General features: G+C 59.3%; 9 protein-coding genes and 2 pseudogenes. 7 read left to right on the top strand and 4 right to left on the bottom strand.

Going from position 1 to position 17,576, the window contains the following annotated elements; genetic code table 11:
• Positions 1-254 (top strand): DUF736 domain-containing protein (locus A7X65_RS40240; RefSeq protein ID WP_063690606.1); only part of this gene is annotated, 254 nt, incomplete at its 5' end.
• A 603-nt stretch (positions 255-857) separates the two neighbouring features.
• Here A7X65_RS40240 and A7X65_RS41350 read toward each other — a convergent pair.
• Positions 858-1,043 (bottom strand): annotated as a pseudogene (locus A7X65_RS41350) (IS5/IS1182 family transposase); the annotation flags it as partial.
• Positions 1,044-1,147: 104 nt separating this feature from the next.
• Between A7X65_RS41350 and A7X65_RS41355 the strand changes: the two are divergent.
• Entirely contained in the window at positions 1,148-1,873 is a 726-nt protein-coding gene (locus tag A7X65_RS41355) for a sulfite exporter TauE/SafE family protein (protein ID WP_082885262.1), read from the top strand.
• Positions 1,874-2,011: 138 nt separating this feature from the next.
• On the opposite strand, the gene A7X65_RS40245 is transcribed toward A7X65_RS41355, so the two are convergent.
• Complete coding sequence (locus tag A7X65_RS40245) at positions 2,012-2,524, bottom strand: Mpo1-like protein (protein ID WP_145670342.1); 513 nt, start codon at positions 2,522-2,524, stop codon at positions 2,012-2,014.
• Positions 2,525-3,383: 859 nt separating this feature from the next.
• Between A7X65_RS40245 and A7X65_RS40255 the strand changes: the two genes are divergently transcribed.
• Both A7X65_RS40255 and A7X65_RS40260 read left to right on the top strand, forming a co-directional pair.
• Complete coding sequence (locus A7X65_RS40255) at positions 3,384-5,855, top strand: NEL-type E3 ubiquitin ligase domain-containing protein (RefSeq protein WP_245324084.1); 2,472 nt, start codon at positions 3,384-3,386, stop codon at positions 5,853-5,855.
• Between the two features lie 1,290 nt (positions 5,856-7,145).
• Complete coding sequence (locus A7X65_RS40260; RefSeq protein WP_347336403.1) at positions 7,146-8,669, top strand: NEL-type E3 ubiquitin ligase domain-containing protein; 1,524 nt, start codon at positions 7,146-7,148, stop codon at positions 8,667-8,669.
• Positions 8,670-9,680: 1,011 nt separating this feature from the next.
• Here the strand turns inward: A7X65_RS40260 and A7X65_RS40265 are convergent.
• The gene (locus A7X65_RS40265) at positions 9,681-10,577 is read right to left on the bottom strand and encodes a LysR family transcriptional regulator (protein WP_283806204.1); all 897 of its coding nucleotides are present in this window, start codon (positions 10,575-10,577) and stop codon (positions 9,681-9,683) included.
• A 233-nt stretch (positions 10,578-10,810) separates the two neighbouring features.
• Here A7X65_RS40265 and A7X65_RS40270 point away from each other — a divergent pair, with 233 nt between their 5' ends.
• Positions 10,811-11,884 (top strand): aromatic ring-hydroxylating dioxygenase subunit alpha, encoded by a 1,074-nt coding sequence (locus A7X65_RS40270; RefSeq protein WP_063695008.1) that lies wholly within the window; start codon positions 10,811-10,813, stop codon positions 11,882-11,884.
• A gap of 8 nt (positions 11,885-11,892) precedes the next feature.
• Positions 11,893-12,927 carry a PDR/VanB family oxidoreductase gene (locus tag A7X65_RS40275; protein WP_063695010.1) on the top strand — a complete coding sequence of 345 codons (1,035 nt, stop codon included), beginning with the start codon at positions 11,893-11,895 and terminating at the stop codon, positions 12,925-12,927.
• A 362-nt stretch (positions 12,928-13,289) separates the two neighbouring features.
• Here the strand turns inward: A7X65_RS40275 and A7X65_RS40280 are convergent, their stop codons facing one another.
• On the bottom strand, positions 13,290-15,566 hold the full coding sequence (locus A7X65_RS40280; RefSeq protein ID WP_063695012.1) for a hypothetical protein: 2,277 nt from the start codon (positions 15,564-15,566) through the stop codon (positions 13,290-13,292).
• A 1,897-nt stretch (positions 15,567-17,463) separates the two neighbouring features.
• Between A7X65_RS40280 and A7X65_RS43510 the strand changes: the two are divergent.
• Positions 17,464-17,576, top strand: a pseudogene (locus A7X65_RS43510) (DUF736 domain-containing protein); the annotation flags it as partial.

A 17,576-nucleotide genomic window follows, 5' to 3' on the forward strand; every position in this document is an offset into this window, starting at 1 on the left:
TGCAGGCCAGGGGCGTCCGCATCGTCGCCGAGGCCAACCGCTCAAACGAGAACGCTCCCAGCCACCGCGTCTATGTGGGCCGGGCGGAAATCGGGGCAGCCTGGTCGAAGCGCTCCGAGGAAGGCCGCGACTACCTCTCGCTCAAGCTCGATGACCCCTCGTTCAACGCGCCGATTTACGCGAACTTGTTCGACGACGAAGCCGGCGACGGCTACACGCTCCTCTGGTCCCGCCCCCGCAAGACCGGCGAGTAAGCGCTCGCGACGCCAACGCCCCGCCCGATCTCATCGGGCGGGGCCGCTTTATTCGCGCCCCCCGGGGGCTAAAAATGAGACTAGGAGACTTATGCCCAGAGGCAAGCCGCACCGATGCTGCTACCTTTTTTCCGTGATGAAGACGATTTTCTTGAAGCCGAAGCCCACACGCCGAAGCCGGCTGCTTCGAGGACCGCTGTAAGCGGGGTCTTGCGGGAGATAATGTCGAGGGGCCCCTCTCGGCTATGCAGCGGGAAGTAGGTTTGGCGAGAAGAACATCGGTAGATCCTTTTTCAACAAGACTGTGCAGGGGACATGATGCGCCGCCGGCCGGGTGGGGGTGCCAAGATGGATAGGCATGTGGCTGTTGTGCCCATAGGCAGAGGCCGCGAAGACGGCATCATGCCTCCGTTTTGGTTGCCTTTCGCGCAATCTGCGCGAACTATTAGGCACTCGCATAAATACCCCAGGAGGAGGATAGCCTTAGAAGCCTGAGATGCTGGAACCTATCATTTCTGATGGGGTGCAATGCCGACACGCTGACAGCATGATGTTCTGACGTTTCTCGAAACCAGGGCGTGGACCGGATTGATGTGGCGGCAGTCAGAGCCCGATAGACGCAAGCTGAACGAAGGCAAAGTAATCGGCAGCAAGTTTATCGTAGCGCGTGGCGACGAAGCGACCTTGCTTTATCGGATTGAAGCAACGCTCGACCCGGCTCCGGGCGCGTTAGAGGTAGGGCGCAAAGCAACTCGGATCATTTCGATTGCTTTTCGGCGCTAAGTTGGCCTTGCACCTTCCTTGAGACAAGCCCTCCGACACACCGGCGAATGCATCAGTATGTGGGAGCATCCCGCATCCGCCTAATCCGGACACTTTGAAGCGCGATTACAATGCTCACAATCTTCTTTGCTACCGTTTCGCTTCTTTACGCAACAGTCGGCCAGGCGGGAGGTACAGCCTTTCTGGCGCTAATGGCGTTCTCATCATTTCCATCAACTCAGATGCGGCCGACGGCATTGTTGCTCAACATCGTTGCTGCGACGTATTCAACGTGGCTCTTCAATCGCGGCGCCTATGTTGATTGGAAAAAACTGAAACCTCTTGTAATCGCTTCGGTGCCAACCGCCTTAATTGGAGGTTTCACGGTCCTATCGCCGCGGGTTTATAATGCTATTACCGGTGTCGTCCTGCTAATCGCGGCTGCCGTCTTGTTGCTCGGTCGAGCCAAGAAAGACGTTTCAGATTGCGACGCGCCACTTTTGGGAACGATGGCAACAGGGGCTGGCGTCGGCTTCGTTTCAGGCGTTACAGGTGTCGGCGGTGGCGTTTTTCTCGCCCCCATCCTAATCGCGTTGCGGTGGGCGTCGCCCAAACAGGCCGCAGCGCTATCCGCTCCCTTTATTTGGGTGAATTCCGCAATTGGACTCGTCGGCGCAGTTTATGTCGGACAATTGCCTTCACCGCAGACCTGGCAATATGCGCTAGGTGCTCTTGTCGGAGCAATGATCGGAACTACCGTTGGTCTTCGTTGGCTATCGGAGAAGACAACGCGCTACGTGCTTGTCGTTATACTCGCGGCCGCCGCTATCCAGCTTATCGCCTTTCCGACAAGATAAGATCTTTCACGTTGTTAGAGACTTCGCCGCCTTAAGCGTAGCCGGCAAATGGAGGCAAACCGACTATATAGACTTTCGCGTCAGTCAGTGAATCGGCCGGGACGGTCGACGGCTCGCGGAGCGACGTGACAAAGCCCGTCACCGGGGAGATGCTTGACGGGGCTTGCCGATGATGATGCGGAGATCGGGCCGAAAGCCGAGCGCGACAACCAACTTGGCCGTGACAAACATCGGTCCGACCAACAGATGGATGGGATGGTCGACCGCTGCCGGTCTGCGGTGCTCAAATATCAAATGTCCAATGATCAACGATGAGACGCCGATCAGAATCAGGACTGCAGTAAGCGACCACATCCCGACAGTCGTCAGATGATTGAGGATCATCGTCGCGACTGCAAGCAATGCGATCGCGACGCCTACGATCACGGCGCCAAGTTCGAAATCGAGCGCCAGCCAAAAAATCAGCGCTGGCGTGAGCGCCATGGTCGCCATGCTGATTTGAACTCCCAATACCGTTATGAACCATAGACCGAGCGGAAGATTACTGGCCAGGAACAAGGACAGGATGCCCAAGACGTGCATCGCGCAATTCCAGGGGGCGCGATGATACTCCGCGTAATCCGCGAGCAGTCGCCGGAAATATGAGTTCAAGCGGCGCTCGCCTCGCCCGTTGTGTTCGCGACCACGGCACATTTTATCGTCTAGCAAACGCAATGCTCGCCTCCGCTCGGAAACATGCCCGTTGCTTAAGCGCGGTATAACCTCACGTCAAATCTCCGAAAAACATGATATTTGACAGATTCGCATAAGCTGCTTGTCAGTTGGCGTGCAAATTTAATCCTCATAGGTGGGCGAATTGACCATTTAGCGCGGCTTGGATAGGCGCTAGCGCTCGACTCGTCGCAACGGGCCAGGTTTGCGGACAAAAGGCGAGCGCAGTTTGCGTGATCGTCGCGGCTTGGAATCCTGAGCTGTGATTTTCCGGTCTCGACGATGTCGCAGTGATCCGTCTGCCGGTCGAGCAGCGCAGTATGAGGCATCTCGGCTACGACAGGCTCAATGTGCGAGACTCTGGATGCTTACCCCCCGCAAAGGAATGCGCTTGGGTCATGGCTCTTGCATCGGAGCTATTGGTCGATGTGCAACAAAGTCGAGCTGGAGAAGTTCGCTTTTGAGGCCTCGTCGGAAGATATGGGCATGCAGAGGCGGGCATTGCGGGCGTTACGTTCCGTGAACGGGGCAAGAAAACGACATTGCGATATTTCCCAGCATGACTTTTGCCGGCGCCCAGAAGCGCGAAGGTTCTGAAGAGAGGCTCAGAAATCAGCCTCACCGCCGTATGGTCCGCCTCGGCAAGTCGAACTGCAGCTAGGGGCAGTTAGGCGGTGACGATCTCGGGAGATCTTAGAGGACAGATCCGATTATTCTCATTCCGCGTCAGCTTCTCGAAAGCTAAATCTCTTAGCGTGAACGTGTTTATCCAGGGCTTTCGATCTGCCAGGAGAATGGGATGGATCCGTTTAAAAACCTCAATCCATTCGAGGCCTCGGACATAGAGCGGACGCATGACGACGGACTGCAAACGCAGCGGGCGGATCAAGCGGGTTTTCAGCAGCACCTGAACGAGTTGCATCCGCACGAACGCCAACCCTCCGATTCATATAGCCCCGGCCAGCCCTATGTTGTGTCGAACAGAGATGCAGAGCAGTTGAGCATGCCGCACGAGGATCGCGTCGGACAAGGCACCTCGCGGTCGCGGTCTGATCCACCCTCTGAGCAAGGGGGTGATCAGAATGTGCGTTTTGCGGCCGCGGATCTCGGTCGCCATTTGCGGGGCAGTTGCAGCCTGACAGATTGCCGGCAGGGCATGGATGCAGCTGCCGATTGGCCGACGGATAGTGTCGATCAGGAGGAGTATTCGTGGGCTGAGGCCGATGATGTGGTGTCGGAGTGGCCAACGACACCCGCAATTGCTTGGGGGGACAGCCTCGAGGCATCGACCCTTAGCCGACAGCCCCGGCCGGACGATGCCAATACTTCAACAGGAGGCGGTCGGTTCCCCCTCGCGCCGGCCCCGGCGCAGTGGACCGACGGCTTGCACGGCACGGGCGCTTCCACATCTAGCTCTGCCAGCAATCTGACGAACCTTGAAGTCCCCGTCCTCAGGGAAGCGCGGCTTGAGCAGATCCTGGACAGTTGGGCTGGCGAACCGGGGCAGGCGGAAAACGAGAACCGGCACGAGGCCGCAAGACGAATAAGAGCCTGGGTAGAAGCCGGAGACGTCTATGCACGGCTGGAGCTGCCACGCCTGGGCCTGACGACATTGCCCGCCGCATTTCCGCCCGGCCTCCAGTCGCTCGATGTGAGCGACAACGACTTGGTGCACCTGCCCGACACGCTCCCGGCCGGACTCCGGGCGCTCGGCGCCAGCGACAACCGCTTGACCAGCCTGCCTGATATGCTCCCGATCGGACTCCAGTCACTGGAAATCGGCGGCAATCTGCTGAGCAGACTGCCCGAAACTCTTCCGGAGAATCTCTGGACGCTCGGTGTCTGCAGCTGCCGGCTGACCAGCCTGCCGGACACACTGCCGGCGGGGCTCCAGAACCTTGATGTCCGCGGCAACCTGCTGACCAGCCTGCCCAACACACTCCCGACCGGACTTCAGACACTTGCCGTTGGCGGCAACCAGCTGACTAGCCTACCCGAGAGTCTGCCGCCCGACCTTCAGGAGCTCGAAGCCGACGGCAACCGGCTGACCAGCCTGCCCAACGCCCTTCCCGGCGATCTCCCGTTGCTCTTCGCCCGCGACAACGACCTGACCAGCCTGCCCGACAGCCTCCCGCCTGAGCTTCAGAGACTCCACGTCGGAGGCAACCGGCTGACGAGCTTGCCTGAGAACCTTCCGGCCGAGCTCCAGGTGCTCGAGGTACGAGGCAACCGGCTGACTAGCCTGCCGGAGACGCTGCTAACCCAGCTGGGTTCTGAGTGCATCGTGTATGTAGAGGATAATCCGCTGTCCGCGCGGGTGCGGACGAATTTGGCAGCAGCCCTGAATGCCCTCGGCTATAGCGGTCCGCGAGTGTTCTTCTCGATGAGTGAGGGAACGGCGGGCGATTCAGCGCGACCCCTGAGCGAGGCGGTAGCGGACTGGATGGAGGGCGAGCCGGAGATGATCGCTGCATGGCGGAACTTCGCCGGCGAAACGGGCGCGTCGGAATATGCGCTTTTCCTCGACAGGCTGCGTAGCACCGTGAATAGCGGCAATCCGGAATTTGGAAAAGCAGTGGCCGATGATCTGCGGCAAGCAGCGTCCAGGCCGGGGTTGCGTCAGCAATATTTCCAGCTGGCGTTTGGGGCGAGCGAGACCTGCGAAGATCGCATCACGCTGACCTGGAACGGCATGCAAATCGCACGCATGAACGCTGATGTCGAGGAGGGGGCCTATGACAACCGTCTCGGCGAGCTCGTCGACCAGGCGCGGGTCCTGTTCCGCCTGGGCGCGCTCGAGCCCATCGCTCGTCAGAAGGTCGGTTCACTCCAATTCGTCGACGAGATAGAGGTTTATCTTGCGTATCAGGTCAAGCTACGCGAGCGGCTGGACCTGCAGCTCATTGCTCCGGACATGCGGTTCTTTGATGTCTCCTACGTCACTGAGCACGACCTCACCGCGGCCGAGACCCAGGTTCGGAATGAGGAGGCGGCAGGATTCGCCGATTATCTGGCAACTCGCTGGCAACCATGGGAGACGGTGGTGAGCCGGATCGCCCCCGAAGCCCACGCACAGATGCAGGACCGGCTGATCGCGGCGATGGACGAGGATTTCCGGAGTCGGCTCGAGCAACGGCTCGCCGATCACGACCTGACCGGAAACAGCGATGCCGAGTTGCAGTTCGGAGCAAAGATCCGCGACGAGATCGCTTGCGAGATTAAAGGCGAGCTGATGCGCGAGGTGCTCAGGGACCACGGCGTTGAGCTGTGAAGCGGCCATCCTATTGCGAGGGACGTCAATCTCTTCCCACTCAGCCCTCGCTACGCCATGGTGGTTTTCGATATGTCGGCGCGCAAATGGAACGTCTGTTAAAGACTCGGCGGCAGGATCTAAGTGCAGGGGCGCGATCGATCTTCTCGAGGGATTGCAACGGACCATGCGCAGCAACAGAGCAACTGCAATCCATCGCTCTCGCCTCGACCGATACTTTTGCTGCGCAAATTGCCCCTTGGCAATTAAGCTATCCATATTGGCGAAAGACGCGGGCCGATTGACTGGCTCATGACTCAAGAGGTGTATCTGCCTTGTGCATCGTGACGAGCACCTCAGGGTGTCGATTCGGAAGTCGGAAAATGCTATCGTTTTGAGGATAGGCAGTCCGGCCGAGCGTCGCATTCGACGGCAAAAATCTCAGTGACCGCAGCGGACCGATCTTCGACGATAAAGTCGAACTGAGGTGACCCTTCACCTGAAGGTCCGCGGGCATTGTCGAGTTGGCCGGCGCCGATCCCAAGCTACTCGCAGTTGATATCGCGCTGCGACGCCAACAAGCGGCCGCAAGATGCACCCCAGCGAACTTCTTCGCATCGATGCCGATCGCAAACTACAATGGCATCGTGTCACCGCGTAAGATCATCAAGCCTAAAAGGTAGGCCGGCATCGAATGGATCAGTTGGCGATGATCGGGCCGACTTTGTATAACACTCTAGGTTTGCCATAGCATGCTGAAACAAGCCGTTCGACCAATCAATGCCGAGCTCAGGCCCCGCGCAGGGCACGAGCAAAGCGTGACGTTGAGACTTCCTGCCCGAGTCCTGACGAGCAGGGAAGCTATACGCCACCTTGCCTTCGACGCGCACCACATTCGCCGAACGTCGGCTGCGGGCATGCGCTGCCAACTAACCTGGCGGTTCGAACCTTCCTTTGACGGTGGCTTGGCTTTAGTTGGGCATGACGCCGCAGCTTCGAAGGACCAATATGGTTTCCATCGCCGTATCACTAGCGAGACCCGTCAGCTCGTCGAAAGCTAAACCCCCCAGAATAGGAGAGACTGTCTACCGAAACTGACACGCTGATCTGGCCGAAGGAGAACGAGCATTGATGAACACAGGGCGGGCCGAGTCGAGCGCCGGTACTTCATCAGAACAAAGCCACCGGCAAGGTTGCCTGTGCGGTCTCCCTCAGGCGGCGGCTCAGTGGGTCCAAGCCTTGACTGGAGCGCGGGAGTCCGCTCGTTCGCAGGAGTCGCAGGATCAAATCCTGGACGCTTGGGCTGGCGATGTGAATCAGGGGCTGAACGAGAACCGGCAAGAGGCGGTAAGGCGAGTGCGAGCTTGGCGACATAACGCCAATGCCTCTACGCCGCTGCCGCTGAATCTGTCGTCGCTGTCCCTAACAACCTTGCCCGCCCTTCCGGTGCAGGTCCAGCAGCTGGACGCCAGCGGCAACCAGTTGATCCAATTGCCCGCGACTCTTCCGCCTGCGCTCTGGGATCTGAACGCCGACGAGAACCGGCTGACCAACCTTCCCGAAACGCTCCCGGCTGGACTGCAGCAGCTCAGCGTCAACGGCAATCTACTAACGGCCCTGCCTGATACACTCCCGCCTAGGCTCCTGCGGCTCTACGCCAGCGTCAATCTGCTGACCCATCTGCCCAATACGCTCCCGGCTGGGCTGCTGCGGCTCTACGTCGCCAACAACCATCTGACCAGTCTGCCTGATGCCCTTCCGGCAGCGCTCCGGCAACTCGGGGTCGAAGGCAACGGGCTGACAAGCCTGCCGGAGACGCTGCTAACCCAGCTAGGCTCTGCGTGTAGGATTGAACTGGCGGGTAACCGGTTATCCGAGGGGGTGCGGACAAATCTGGCGGCAGCCCTGAATGCCCCGGGCTATAGCGGTCCCCGGGTCTTCTTCTCGATGAATGAGGGAACCGCGAGCGCTCCAGCACGACCACTGACGGAGGTAGCAGCGAACGGGATGGAGGGCGAGCCGGAGGCGATCGCCGCCTTGCAGAAATTCGCAAATGAGCCGGGTGCGCGGGAATATATGCGTTTCCTCAACAGGCTGCGAGAGACTGTGAGTTATAGGCACCTGGAATTCCGAAACACAGTGTTGGATGATTTGCGGCAAGCCGCGATCAGGCCGAGGTTGCGCCAGCAGTATTTCCAGCTGGCGTTTGGGGCGAGCGAGACCTGCGAAGATCGCATCACCCTGACCTGGAACGGCATGCAAATCGCACGCCTAAACGCTGATGTCGAGGAGGGGGCCTATGACCATCGTCTCGGCGAGCTCGTCCCCCAGGCGCGGGTCATGTTCCGGCTGGGCGCACTCGAGCGGATTGCTCGTCAGAAAGCCGGCTCGCTCCAATTCGTCGATGAGGTCGAAGTCTATCTCGCCTATCAGGTCAAGCTACGCGAGCGCCTGGATCTGCGGGTGATGGCTCCGAAGATGCGGTTCTTTGATGTCTCCTACGTCACTGAGCACGACCTCACCACGGCCGAGAAGCAGGTGCGGAATGAGGAGGCGGCGGATTTCGCCGACTATCTGGCAACCCGCTGGCAACCTTGGGAGACGGTCGTGAGGCGGATCGCCCCCGAAGCCCATGCACAAATGCAGGACCGGCTGATCGAGGCGATGGACGAGGATTTCCAGAGTCGCCTTAAGCAACGGCTCGCCGATCATGACCTGACCGGAAACAGCGATGCCGAGTTGCAGTTCGGAGCAAAGATCCGCGACGAGATCGCCTGCGAGATTAAGGGCGAGCTGATGCGCCAAGTGCTCAGGGACCACGGCGTTGAGCTATGAAGCAGCCATTCCTTTGTGAGGGACTGCCAAAAAGCTAGAATGAGGGCTCGCCATCGCCTTTTAGATTGTTTACGCACGATCTTTCCGGAAAACCCTTCTTTTCTGGACCCACTCTAAGAGGCGATGCGCGATGGCGTTGAGTCCTCAGCGTTTGCATCGAGCACTCCCGCCACCCTGATTTTGTCACGCGGGATTTTATTCACCGTTCGCATTGGCTTGGCTATAGTGCTTCTGCCTCACCTGTGTCCTCAGTTGGGGAGTCTAAAGCGCGCTTAGATTCGCATGTCGTTGTTGTTCGAGCACGATTTTCTCGGAGAATTTTAGACGAGACGGCGCCGACGCTTGATGCCGATCTGAAGCGCCATGCGTCATCGATCTTACGGCAGAACGTCAAAATGATCACCACGAGACACCAGAGGCGGTCGTCAAGCGATGTGTCGTCTCATCCGACTTCGCCAACTGGCGGACTTCGTTGTAGAACCTGCGTTGTTGCTTGCAGATCTGCTCATGGATTAGCAAAATAGGCTCGATCACACTGAGAAGCTGATGATCCTCACCCAAAGCTCGCGTAACAGATTGCGAAACTGTAGTCCTATCTTGCCTGGAAACAGCAAGCCATTTGATCGAGCTTTCGGACTTGGTTCTCGATAGATCGACGAATGGTCACGAGCCGAATCTCGCGACAGCATAGCTCGGATACTCTCATTTTCCTCGCTCTTGACCTTGACCTCCCAATACGGGCCGTCACGGACCAGCTCGGCGAGCCCTCGCGCCAATCTGATCGCTTTTGTTCACGCCTGCAGACAAAGCCGCGTGCGGATGTCGCGCGTCGATGCAAACCACCGGAGGATCGACCCGATGAGTTTCATGCCTCCGCCTCCTTTTATAGGACGGCCGCCAGAAATGGCTCCGTCGTGCCGATCGTCGAAGCCGGCGGAGCTAAAAGAAAACGGGAAGGTCCGTGCGAAATCCAGCCGGAGAAGAGAAAATGCATGCCGACGGTCGAGAGATTCAAACTCGGGCATTGACGTTGCCCCGGCTGCGCCCGGAAGGCGCGGTGGGTGCGGTCTTGTACGGCCGAGTGCCGGCAATTCGGGCCATAAGTTGCCGCAGCCACCGATGGGCGGCAGAATGATGCGTCCGGGACGTCCAGGTCATGCCGATTTGAAACGGTTCGGGGAAAGGACACGACGTTGCCACGACGGATTTGGCGATGTTCGAACCGATGCGGCTTGGCACGGTCGAGACCAGATCCGTGCCGGGGAGAATGTGGGTTAGATCGGAGATGCTCGGCACCGAGACCACCTGGTTGAGCGACAGGCCGCGTTCATCGAGCCTTCTGAGGTAGCCTGAGCGCCAGGTTCCTCCATAGGTTACGACGGCGTGGTTCGTTTTGACATAGTCGTCGACGCGCAACTTCCGGCCGGCGAGCAGATGGCCCTTGTGCATAACGCACACATAATGGTCATCCAGCAGATGGCGATGATAGAAGTTTTCCTCCTGCACCTCATAGGGGCCAATGAGAAGATCGGCTTCGCCGCGTTTGAGATACGCCATCCCTTTCGCGCGCGCCGTCTTGATCTCCGGCAGCAGGCGCGGCGCCCGGCGTCTGATTTCTGCAATGGTGCGCGGCAGAATGATTGAGCGTTCGTAATAGTTGCAGGCGATCGTGATTTGCCCGGACGCGCTTGCGGGATCGAAATCCGTCGGCCGCATTAGGCCCTCGAAGCCTTCAAGCAGGCGGCTGGCACACTCAACGATCTCGACACATCGAGGCGTTGGTGCGATCCCGCCATGCTGGCGCACGAACAGCTTGTCGTGAAACGCCGCGCGCAGCCGGTCCATCGTATAGCTAATCGTCGATTGGTTCGTACCGAGCACTTCAGCGGCCCTCGAAAACGAGCCCAGTTTCCGAGACTAGGCGCAAAGTGCGGATCGCAGCAAAATCAATCGCAAGTGGATCCCAATCCTTTGCCATCGCCTTAAGTCCCTCGTCGCGAAATCACACCACCCTATCGAAAGAGAAGATAACGGTTATCAACTCTGTCCGATTGTCCGATTACTATTGCCAACGCAATCTGCTCGAAAATGGGAGTTAAAGCGGCAGGCCCGCGACCATCGCCTCTACCATGGAGAAGCCTATGAACGCACCCAAAACCTTTCCGCTCAATGCCTGGTACGCGGCTGCATGGTCACATGAGATCGCCCCCGAGCTGTCCGCCCGCAAAATTTGCGGCAAGGACGTCGTGCTTTACCGCCGCACTGATGGCCTTGTCGCGGCTTTGGAGGATGCCTGTTGGCACCGGCTGGTGCCGCTATCGCTCGGACATCTCAAGGGCGACGACGTCATGTGTGGCTATCACGGGCTGGTGTTCAATTCGGCCGGCCGCTGCTCCTACATGCCCGCGCAGAAAACGATCAATCCGTCAGCCTGCGTGCGTACCTATCCGGTGGCTGAGCGGCATCGTCTGGTCTGGCTGTGGCCTGGCGATCCAGCGCTGGCGGACCCCGCCAAAATTCCAGATTTTCATTGGAACGATGGCACAGAATGGGTCGGCGACGGCGGCACGTTCTATCAGCTGAAGTGCGACTATCGCCTGGTTGTGGACAACCTGATGGACCTCACGCACGAGACCTATGTGCATGCCGGCAGCATCGGCGACGAGGCGATCACGGCCGCGCCCTTCGATGTGACCCACACCGATAACACAGCGACAATGACGCGCTGGATGATGGACATCGATCCGCCCCCTTTCTGGGGCCGCCAGCTTGCACGCCCGGGCCGTGTTGATCGCTGGCAGATCGTGACGTTCCAGGCGCCTTCGATCGTCGTCGGCGACGTCGGCGTGGCGCTGACAAATACAGGCGCGCCGCAAGGCGACCGCTCGCACGGGGTCAGCGGCGCATTCTTAGCGGCGATCTCGCCCGAAACGGAGACGACCTGCCACTACTTCTGGAACTTTGTCAGGAATTATCGCAAGGATGACGCGCAGCTGACGAGCGAGCTCCAGCTTGCCCACGTTAATGGCGGGGCAGGGGTCTACGATCAGGATCACCGAGTCTTGGAGGCACAGCAGGCTGCTATCGACAAGAACCCGCGTTCTCCCTTTTACGATCTCAACATCGATGCGGGCGCGCTCTGGGCACGGCGGCTGATCGACCGGATGATGGCTAACGAGCATGCTCCCGTGATCGCTGACGTTGCGGCCGAGTGAGTGAAGTCATGGCCAAGCCGACCGAACCGATCAGCGCATGCCTTCGCGCCACGCGCGATCTCACTCCTGACGTCCGTCTCTTCGAGATTGAGCCGGACAGCCCATTGGTCAATCTAGGGCCTGGCAGTCACATTGACGTCCTCGTGCCGACCGACGGGCGACCGCAGCTTCGTAGCTATTCATTGGCAGGATCTTGTGCGGACGGACTCTATCGCATCGCCGTCAAGAGGCTCGCGTCGAGTCGGGGCGGGTCTATCGGCATGTGGCGCCTCAAGGCGGGCGAACGGCTCACGATTTTTAAGCCAAAAAATAGCTTCGAATTGAGCTACGATCGGCCGGACTACCTGCTGCTGGCCGGCGGGATCGGCATCACACCGATCTACACGATGGCGCTGGCGCTGAAGCAAGCCGGAGCGAACTTCCGCCTGCTCTATGCCGCACGGACCCGTCGCGACCTCGCCTTCGCGGACGAGCTTGCCACTTCCATCGGGGAACGCCTTCAGCTCTTCGTCAGTGAAGAGGGACAGCGGATCGACATCGGCGGCGAGATAGCCCAACTAGACGCGCGCGGTGAGCTCTATGTGTGTGGCCCGTTCGGCATGTTGGAGGCGGCCAAACAGCTTTGGAGCCAATCGGGCAGGCCCGCTGCGCACCTCCGCTACGAGACGTTCGGCAATGCCGGTCGCCTCGCGGGCGCCCCGTTCAAGATCAGAGTTCCCCGATTGGGCCTGGAAATTGACGTCCCTGTAAATCGCTCCATGCTGGAGGCGCTTGAAGATGCCGGCGTCGACATGATCTTTGGCTGTCGGCGCGGAGAATGCGGTCTTTGCGTGCTGCCGATCCTGGAGGCGTCGGCTGAGGTCGATCATCGTGATGTGTTTTTCAGTATTGAAGAGCGGGCGATGAACAGCAGAATCTGCACCTGCGTGTCGCGCGCGGCGAGCGGCTTTCTAACCATCGATACACCTGATCGAACGCCAAACCAGCGTCTTTCCCAACGTCTCTCGGTGCAGGCCGGAGGGCTACATAAGATCCGCGAATAACCCCCGGTCGATCAGCACCGGCCCGGGCTACGCGGGCCGTGAGAGGCCCCTCGTCATATGAGCAAGGCACAGGCGACCGCGATTTCCCTCGTCCCGACCGGGTCCCGCCAGACCGAGCGAAGCCGCGCGCGTGATTGGCGATTCCGGCAACGTTATTGGCCGCTTGGCTTCGGCACCCGGGTTGAAGCTGGTTCTGCTGCTGTCTCGCGAGACCTGGCCATGATTTACAAACAGCGAAAGTACTTCCTCTCTGAAGCTTTCGGGCTACGGACTGCTGTATGACCCTGGCTACGCCCGCTGGCTCCCGATTTCGTCGGCCTGACTAATGGTGTCACCACGTTTCAATACTCGATCGCGTGCCCCTAGATCTCAAGTCGAGCGGCCTGCGTCGACAGTTGGTCCGCCTCGGCAAGCCGATAGTGTAGGACGTCGCTATGCACTGTGCTCAAGATGGACTTGCAGAATGCAGGCGTGAGCTTGCCGCGGTGAACCACGACGTCTTCGCGACCTGTCGCAGCCCGGGCGTTCTGCCACTGCCGATTGTAGCCGCGTTGTGCATTTGACTTGACGTGGCAAGCGGCGAATTCGGCGTCATCCAGCGTCGTCAACTGCCACACATGTACCGGCCGCTTCGTATGGATGTGCACCCACATCGGGTTCGGCATTGCACCATTGCGCAGCGCCTTGGGTTGCAGCTTGACCTCAAACAGCACCCCTGGCTCACCCTTTAACGCGCGCGGTAAACCGGCGGGCGTCAACTCCTCGGCCGCGCGCAACTGTTCAAGGTAGTTCTGCGACGGATAGGCATAAGTCTTCATGCAATCGACCGTCATCGTGCCCTTTCGCTCGTTCAAAGCCGTCCCCAGCCCCTGCGCCTCGGACCGCAGCATCTTGAGCCGGACGATTTTGTCGTGCACTTCGCGCACTTGTGCAGGCGTGAGTAGGACACGTCGACGAGGCTCCTCCAACGCGGCTACACAGGCCTGCATCTCGGCTACCTGGGTCTTCAGGCGCCCAATCGCAGTATCCACGACGTGTTCGGCGTCCTCGGGCTTCATGTGGCGGGCTTGCGAGGCAGCCCTTTGCTGACCAGGCAGATCGAATTGCAAAAGTTCGTCCAACCGCTTGAGGAGCCCCGTCAGTGCTTCCATCGACGGCGGGGCCTGCCAGATCGCCAAGTGCGCCGTCTCCGACGATGACGTCCTCGCATGCGCCTCCTCCGCGGTCACGAGCCTCTTCGTACCGAATTCCGAGAGCACGACAACTTTGGCTGCTGGCGCCGCGGCGTTGGCGTTCATAGCGACATGCGCCTGGGTCTGCCCAGGCGCCGAGCTCCCAGCGCCAGCGGACCGCGTGTTCTTGCTTTTCCCCTTCCTCCGCGCTCTAGCGCCTTCGGCGGCTACAGCCTCGCCGATAGTGCTGGCGGGCATCGCAGCCCGAGGGTCGGTCGGCGGCACAATGACCGCTGACGCTTTCGGCTGCAGTGACAGGAAGCGCATGACCTCCTGCGCAGTGACCCACGCACCTTCCACTATCTGGCCTGACAGTTCCAATGGGAGGTTGGCTGTCCCAGTATCGCTTAGGTTTGCAACGATGTTGTGCCACGCCAGCCCAAGTTCCGAAAGGCGCTCCATAACTCCTTTCAAAACCGCGCAGTGCGCTGCGTCGAGTGCACGTCCGTTGCTGTTTAGAACAGCATCGCTCGTAGAGTTGAATGCCGGGAAAACGTCATCGATGAACGTTCCTAGCAGACGTACCCGCCCGTTCTCATCCATGAGGACTTCCCTCGTGGCTGGCTCGAATGTGCTCATCTGCGGCTCAATCATGATTCGCAAGAGAGCGATCTGCGATTGCAAATGCAGGCACTTCATATTCAGTGCCCAGCCGGTGTGCAGCCGCAGGTCGGCCTCTTCGGCTTGCCGCATCTCAGCCGTCGTACTTGGTAAATTGTAAGTGGCGGTGCAGACGGACTGCATTCTTTCCAAGCGCAATGCCTTCTTTCCCCACCACTCCATACAGGCCGTATAACGGTTTGCTACGCTGGAGATCGCTCGACTCAGCTGGTCGAAGGGAGCGCTCGATTGGACCATCCGATCGAGCACAGTGGCCGCACTCTTCCTGCTCTGCTCCAGGGCGTAGATGGTCGGGGTCGCTAGTAGGTTGCATTGGTTCCCCGCATGGAGCACCTCGTCTCGGAGACGGCGAGCCTGATCGTCGGAGAGAATGCTAGGCGCCTCATGCTGGGGTAGCCTCGCGTAGTACTCCAGAACGTTTGAGCCTGCCTTGATGAGCTGGTCAATCAGCTCTTGTGCCACCAACGCGTTCGGCGCCGGCTGCGCGGCCGCATTGCGGCAAGTATCAAGTTCTGCCAGCAGGCTGTCCATTTGGCGCTTCGCTGCCTTGATCTTGTCGCCGGTCCAAGGAATGGGGCCCGCCACATCCGAAGTTTGCAGCTGGCTTGCGACCGGCGCCGCTCCATCTTGAGCCCCAGAGCGCATCCGCTCCACGACGGAATTGAACAATTGGCTGCCCTCAGCATGGGCGAGACTTGATTCCGAGCGCGAACTGCTCGATCTCCACGTGCTGTCAGCTCCAGTAGCCTCAACGTGCGCTTTACCAGGTCGGCCAATGCCCGTCATATTCCACCTCCGATCCAGGGAGAATGCGAAGCGAATTTAGATAGACCGCCTGGCTGACGATTAGCTGACGAACGGCGTTGCCGCGGATGCACTAAGGAAATCAGAATTGCGGGGCTTCCACTTCCATGAAAGATGGTGTGTGTTTTCCGCCCTGCAGACACGCGTTCTCTTCGCAAGCGTCACTTCAATGTTCTGACCATCCTCCGCACAGGTCAGCACGGTCCGGGTTCTCAGAGCTTGCGCCTTTCTGCCGCATCATAAGCGACCTCAGTTCGGCATGCTCATCATTGCTCAATATCAGGGGAGCAAGTTGCTGGACCGCCATCGGAGACTCCGTCGCTGTTTGCCCCATCCTTGGCACAGCAACGCGAATCTACTGCGAATCTATGATTGCGAACTTGCCTAGCTCAAAAGCGCTGCAACGGCAGCAACGTTTTGCGCAACGGTTGCCCAGTCACCTGCTCGCCTCTATGGCGTCCAGCATCTCTTGATGGCTGTCGAGAAAGCCTGCGAACACATCGATGATTAATTTGGATGTCGGAGTGAGTCATTGGTGTCGAGATCGAAGCGCCAGCGCTATGCGGCAGGATGATGGCGTTTCCGCGAAGAAACGCGAGAGCTGCTTCTTTGAAGCTGCTGCGCTCGGTCCAGGATAGGCCTCACGATAGTCGCTGGGATGCGTTCCATCGGATGAATACGAAAGAGCGAGGCCGCTCCAGTCACGCACAGCGGCACGCGCCGGGTGGAGATGTCGGCTTCTTTGCTGCAAGAGTCCGTGTAATCGAGACATACTCATGTAAATCGAATCCCATCGAAAGCTGGATGCCTTTCTGGACAGCGACATCATCAACGCTCGAAGGAAGCGCGAAATGTGCAAAGGGTCAATAACGCTTGTCATTGCCGTGCCTTGGTCCTCTGGTGACGATTCGCATCCAAGCTTACGGAGTGAATCGCTAACTGATGGTACAGCATTGGCGACCGATCGAAATACTGCCTGCTCTGGTGAGCACGCTGGATTCGCTATTTCAAGAAGCGGTGTCACGGTGTGCGAGCGTCCAACCACACCACAGCATTATTGAACGCTGGGGGCGGCGATGGGTAGGCTCAGCCGCCGGGCCAGTCCAACTGCTGCCATTGAAAGAATCCAGCGCCCGCGATGTCATCGAGCTAATGAAGACTGGCGCCATTCCTCGGACGCCGAAATCGCGCTTTTTGATTTGTATCTCTCGCATCAAACGCGAGCGAAGTGTCATAAGGTCACAGAACGAAGTGCGGCTCGCCGCAATCGCCGAAGGTGCGGGCGAGCAGTCTGCCTCAACCGGCTCCGACGGTCGAGCGACGTGAGAAGCACCCTCTGCCGCAATGTCTGGGCTTGTTTCCTTTACCAGGTGTCCACGCTCTCATCGATAAAGCTCCTCAGAAAGCGGCGTCCTTTCGTTGCCTGGATCAGGCTGTGCCGGTCTCGTTTGATCCTGTCAGTGGTCTGTGGGAGAGGTGCGGTCTCGCATTTGCCTCAGCCGCAATGCCGCCGTTTCCCGCATGCTCTTTCTTTCTCTACCTCGAAACCGGCCTGCTTCTTGTGTTGCGAAGCCGCCTCTGCCAGGTCTTGTTCCGCTTAAGTCTGTGTTCAGCGCTCGGACGCACCTTTGCCTCGTTGGCTTGATCTGGCCGAAGACCGGCTGCGCCTCGATCGTCTGAGCCGCAACGCCGCCGGTTGAGACTTTCTTCCCCTGGGCTACGCCCCATTCCTCGCGAGGCAAGAAAGTCTCCCCGCCGGCGTCCTCCGCTCCGCTCCGGCCCGCGAAAGAGCGGGTGCGTCGCCGATCGTCTTCGGCCGTCAGATCGCCATCGAGGCCGCGGTGGTCGCGGAGCTCGAAACAACTCAAGGAGAAGTGACATGGCTAGCATCGGAACTTTCAAAAAGGTCGGCAACGACTTCCAGGGCGAGATCGTCACGCTCAGTCTGCAGGCCAGGGGCGTCCGCATCGTCGCCGAGGCCAACCGCTCAAA

The sequence above is a fragment of the Bradyrhizobium stylosanthis genome, assembly GCF_001641335.1.
Lineage (GTDB): Bacteria > Pseudomonadota > Alphaproteobacteria > Rhizobiales > Xanthobacteraceae > Bradyrhizobium > Bradyrhizobium stylosanthis.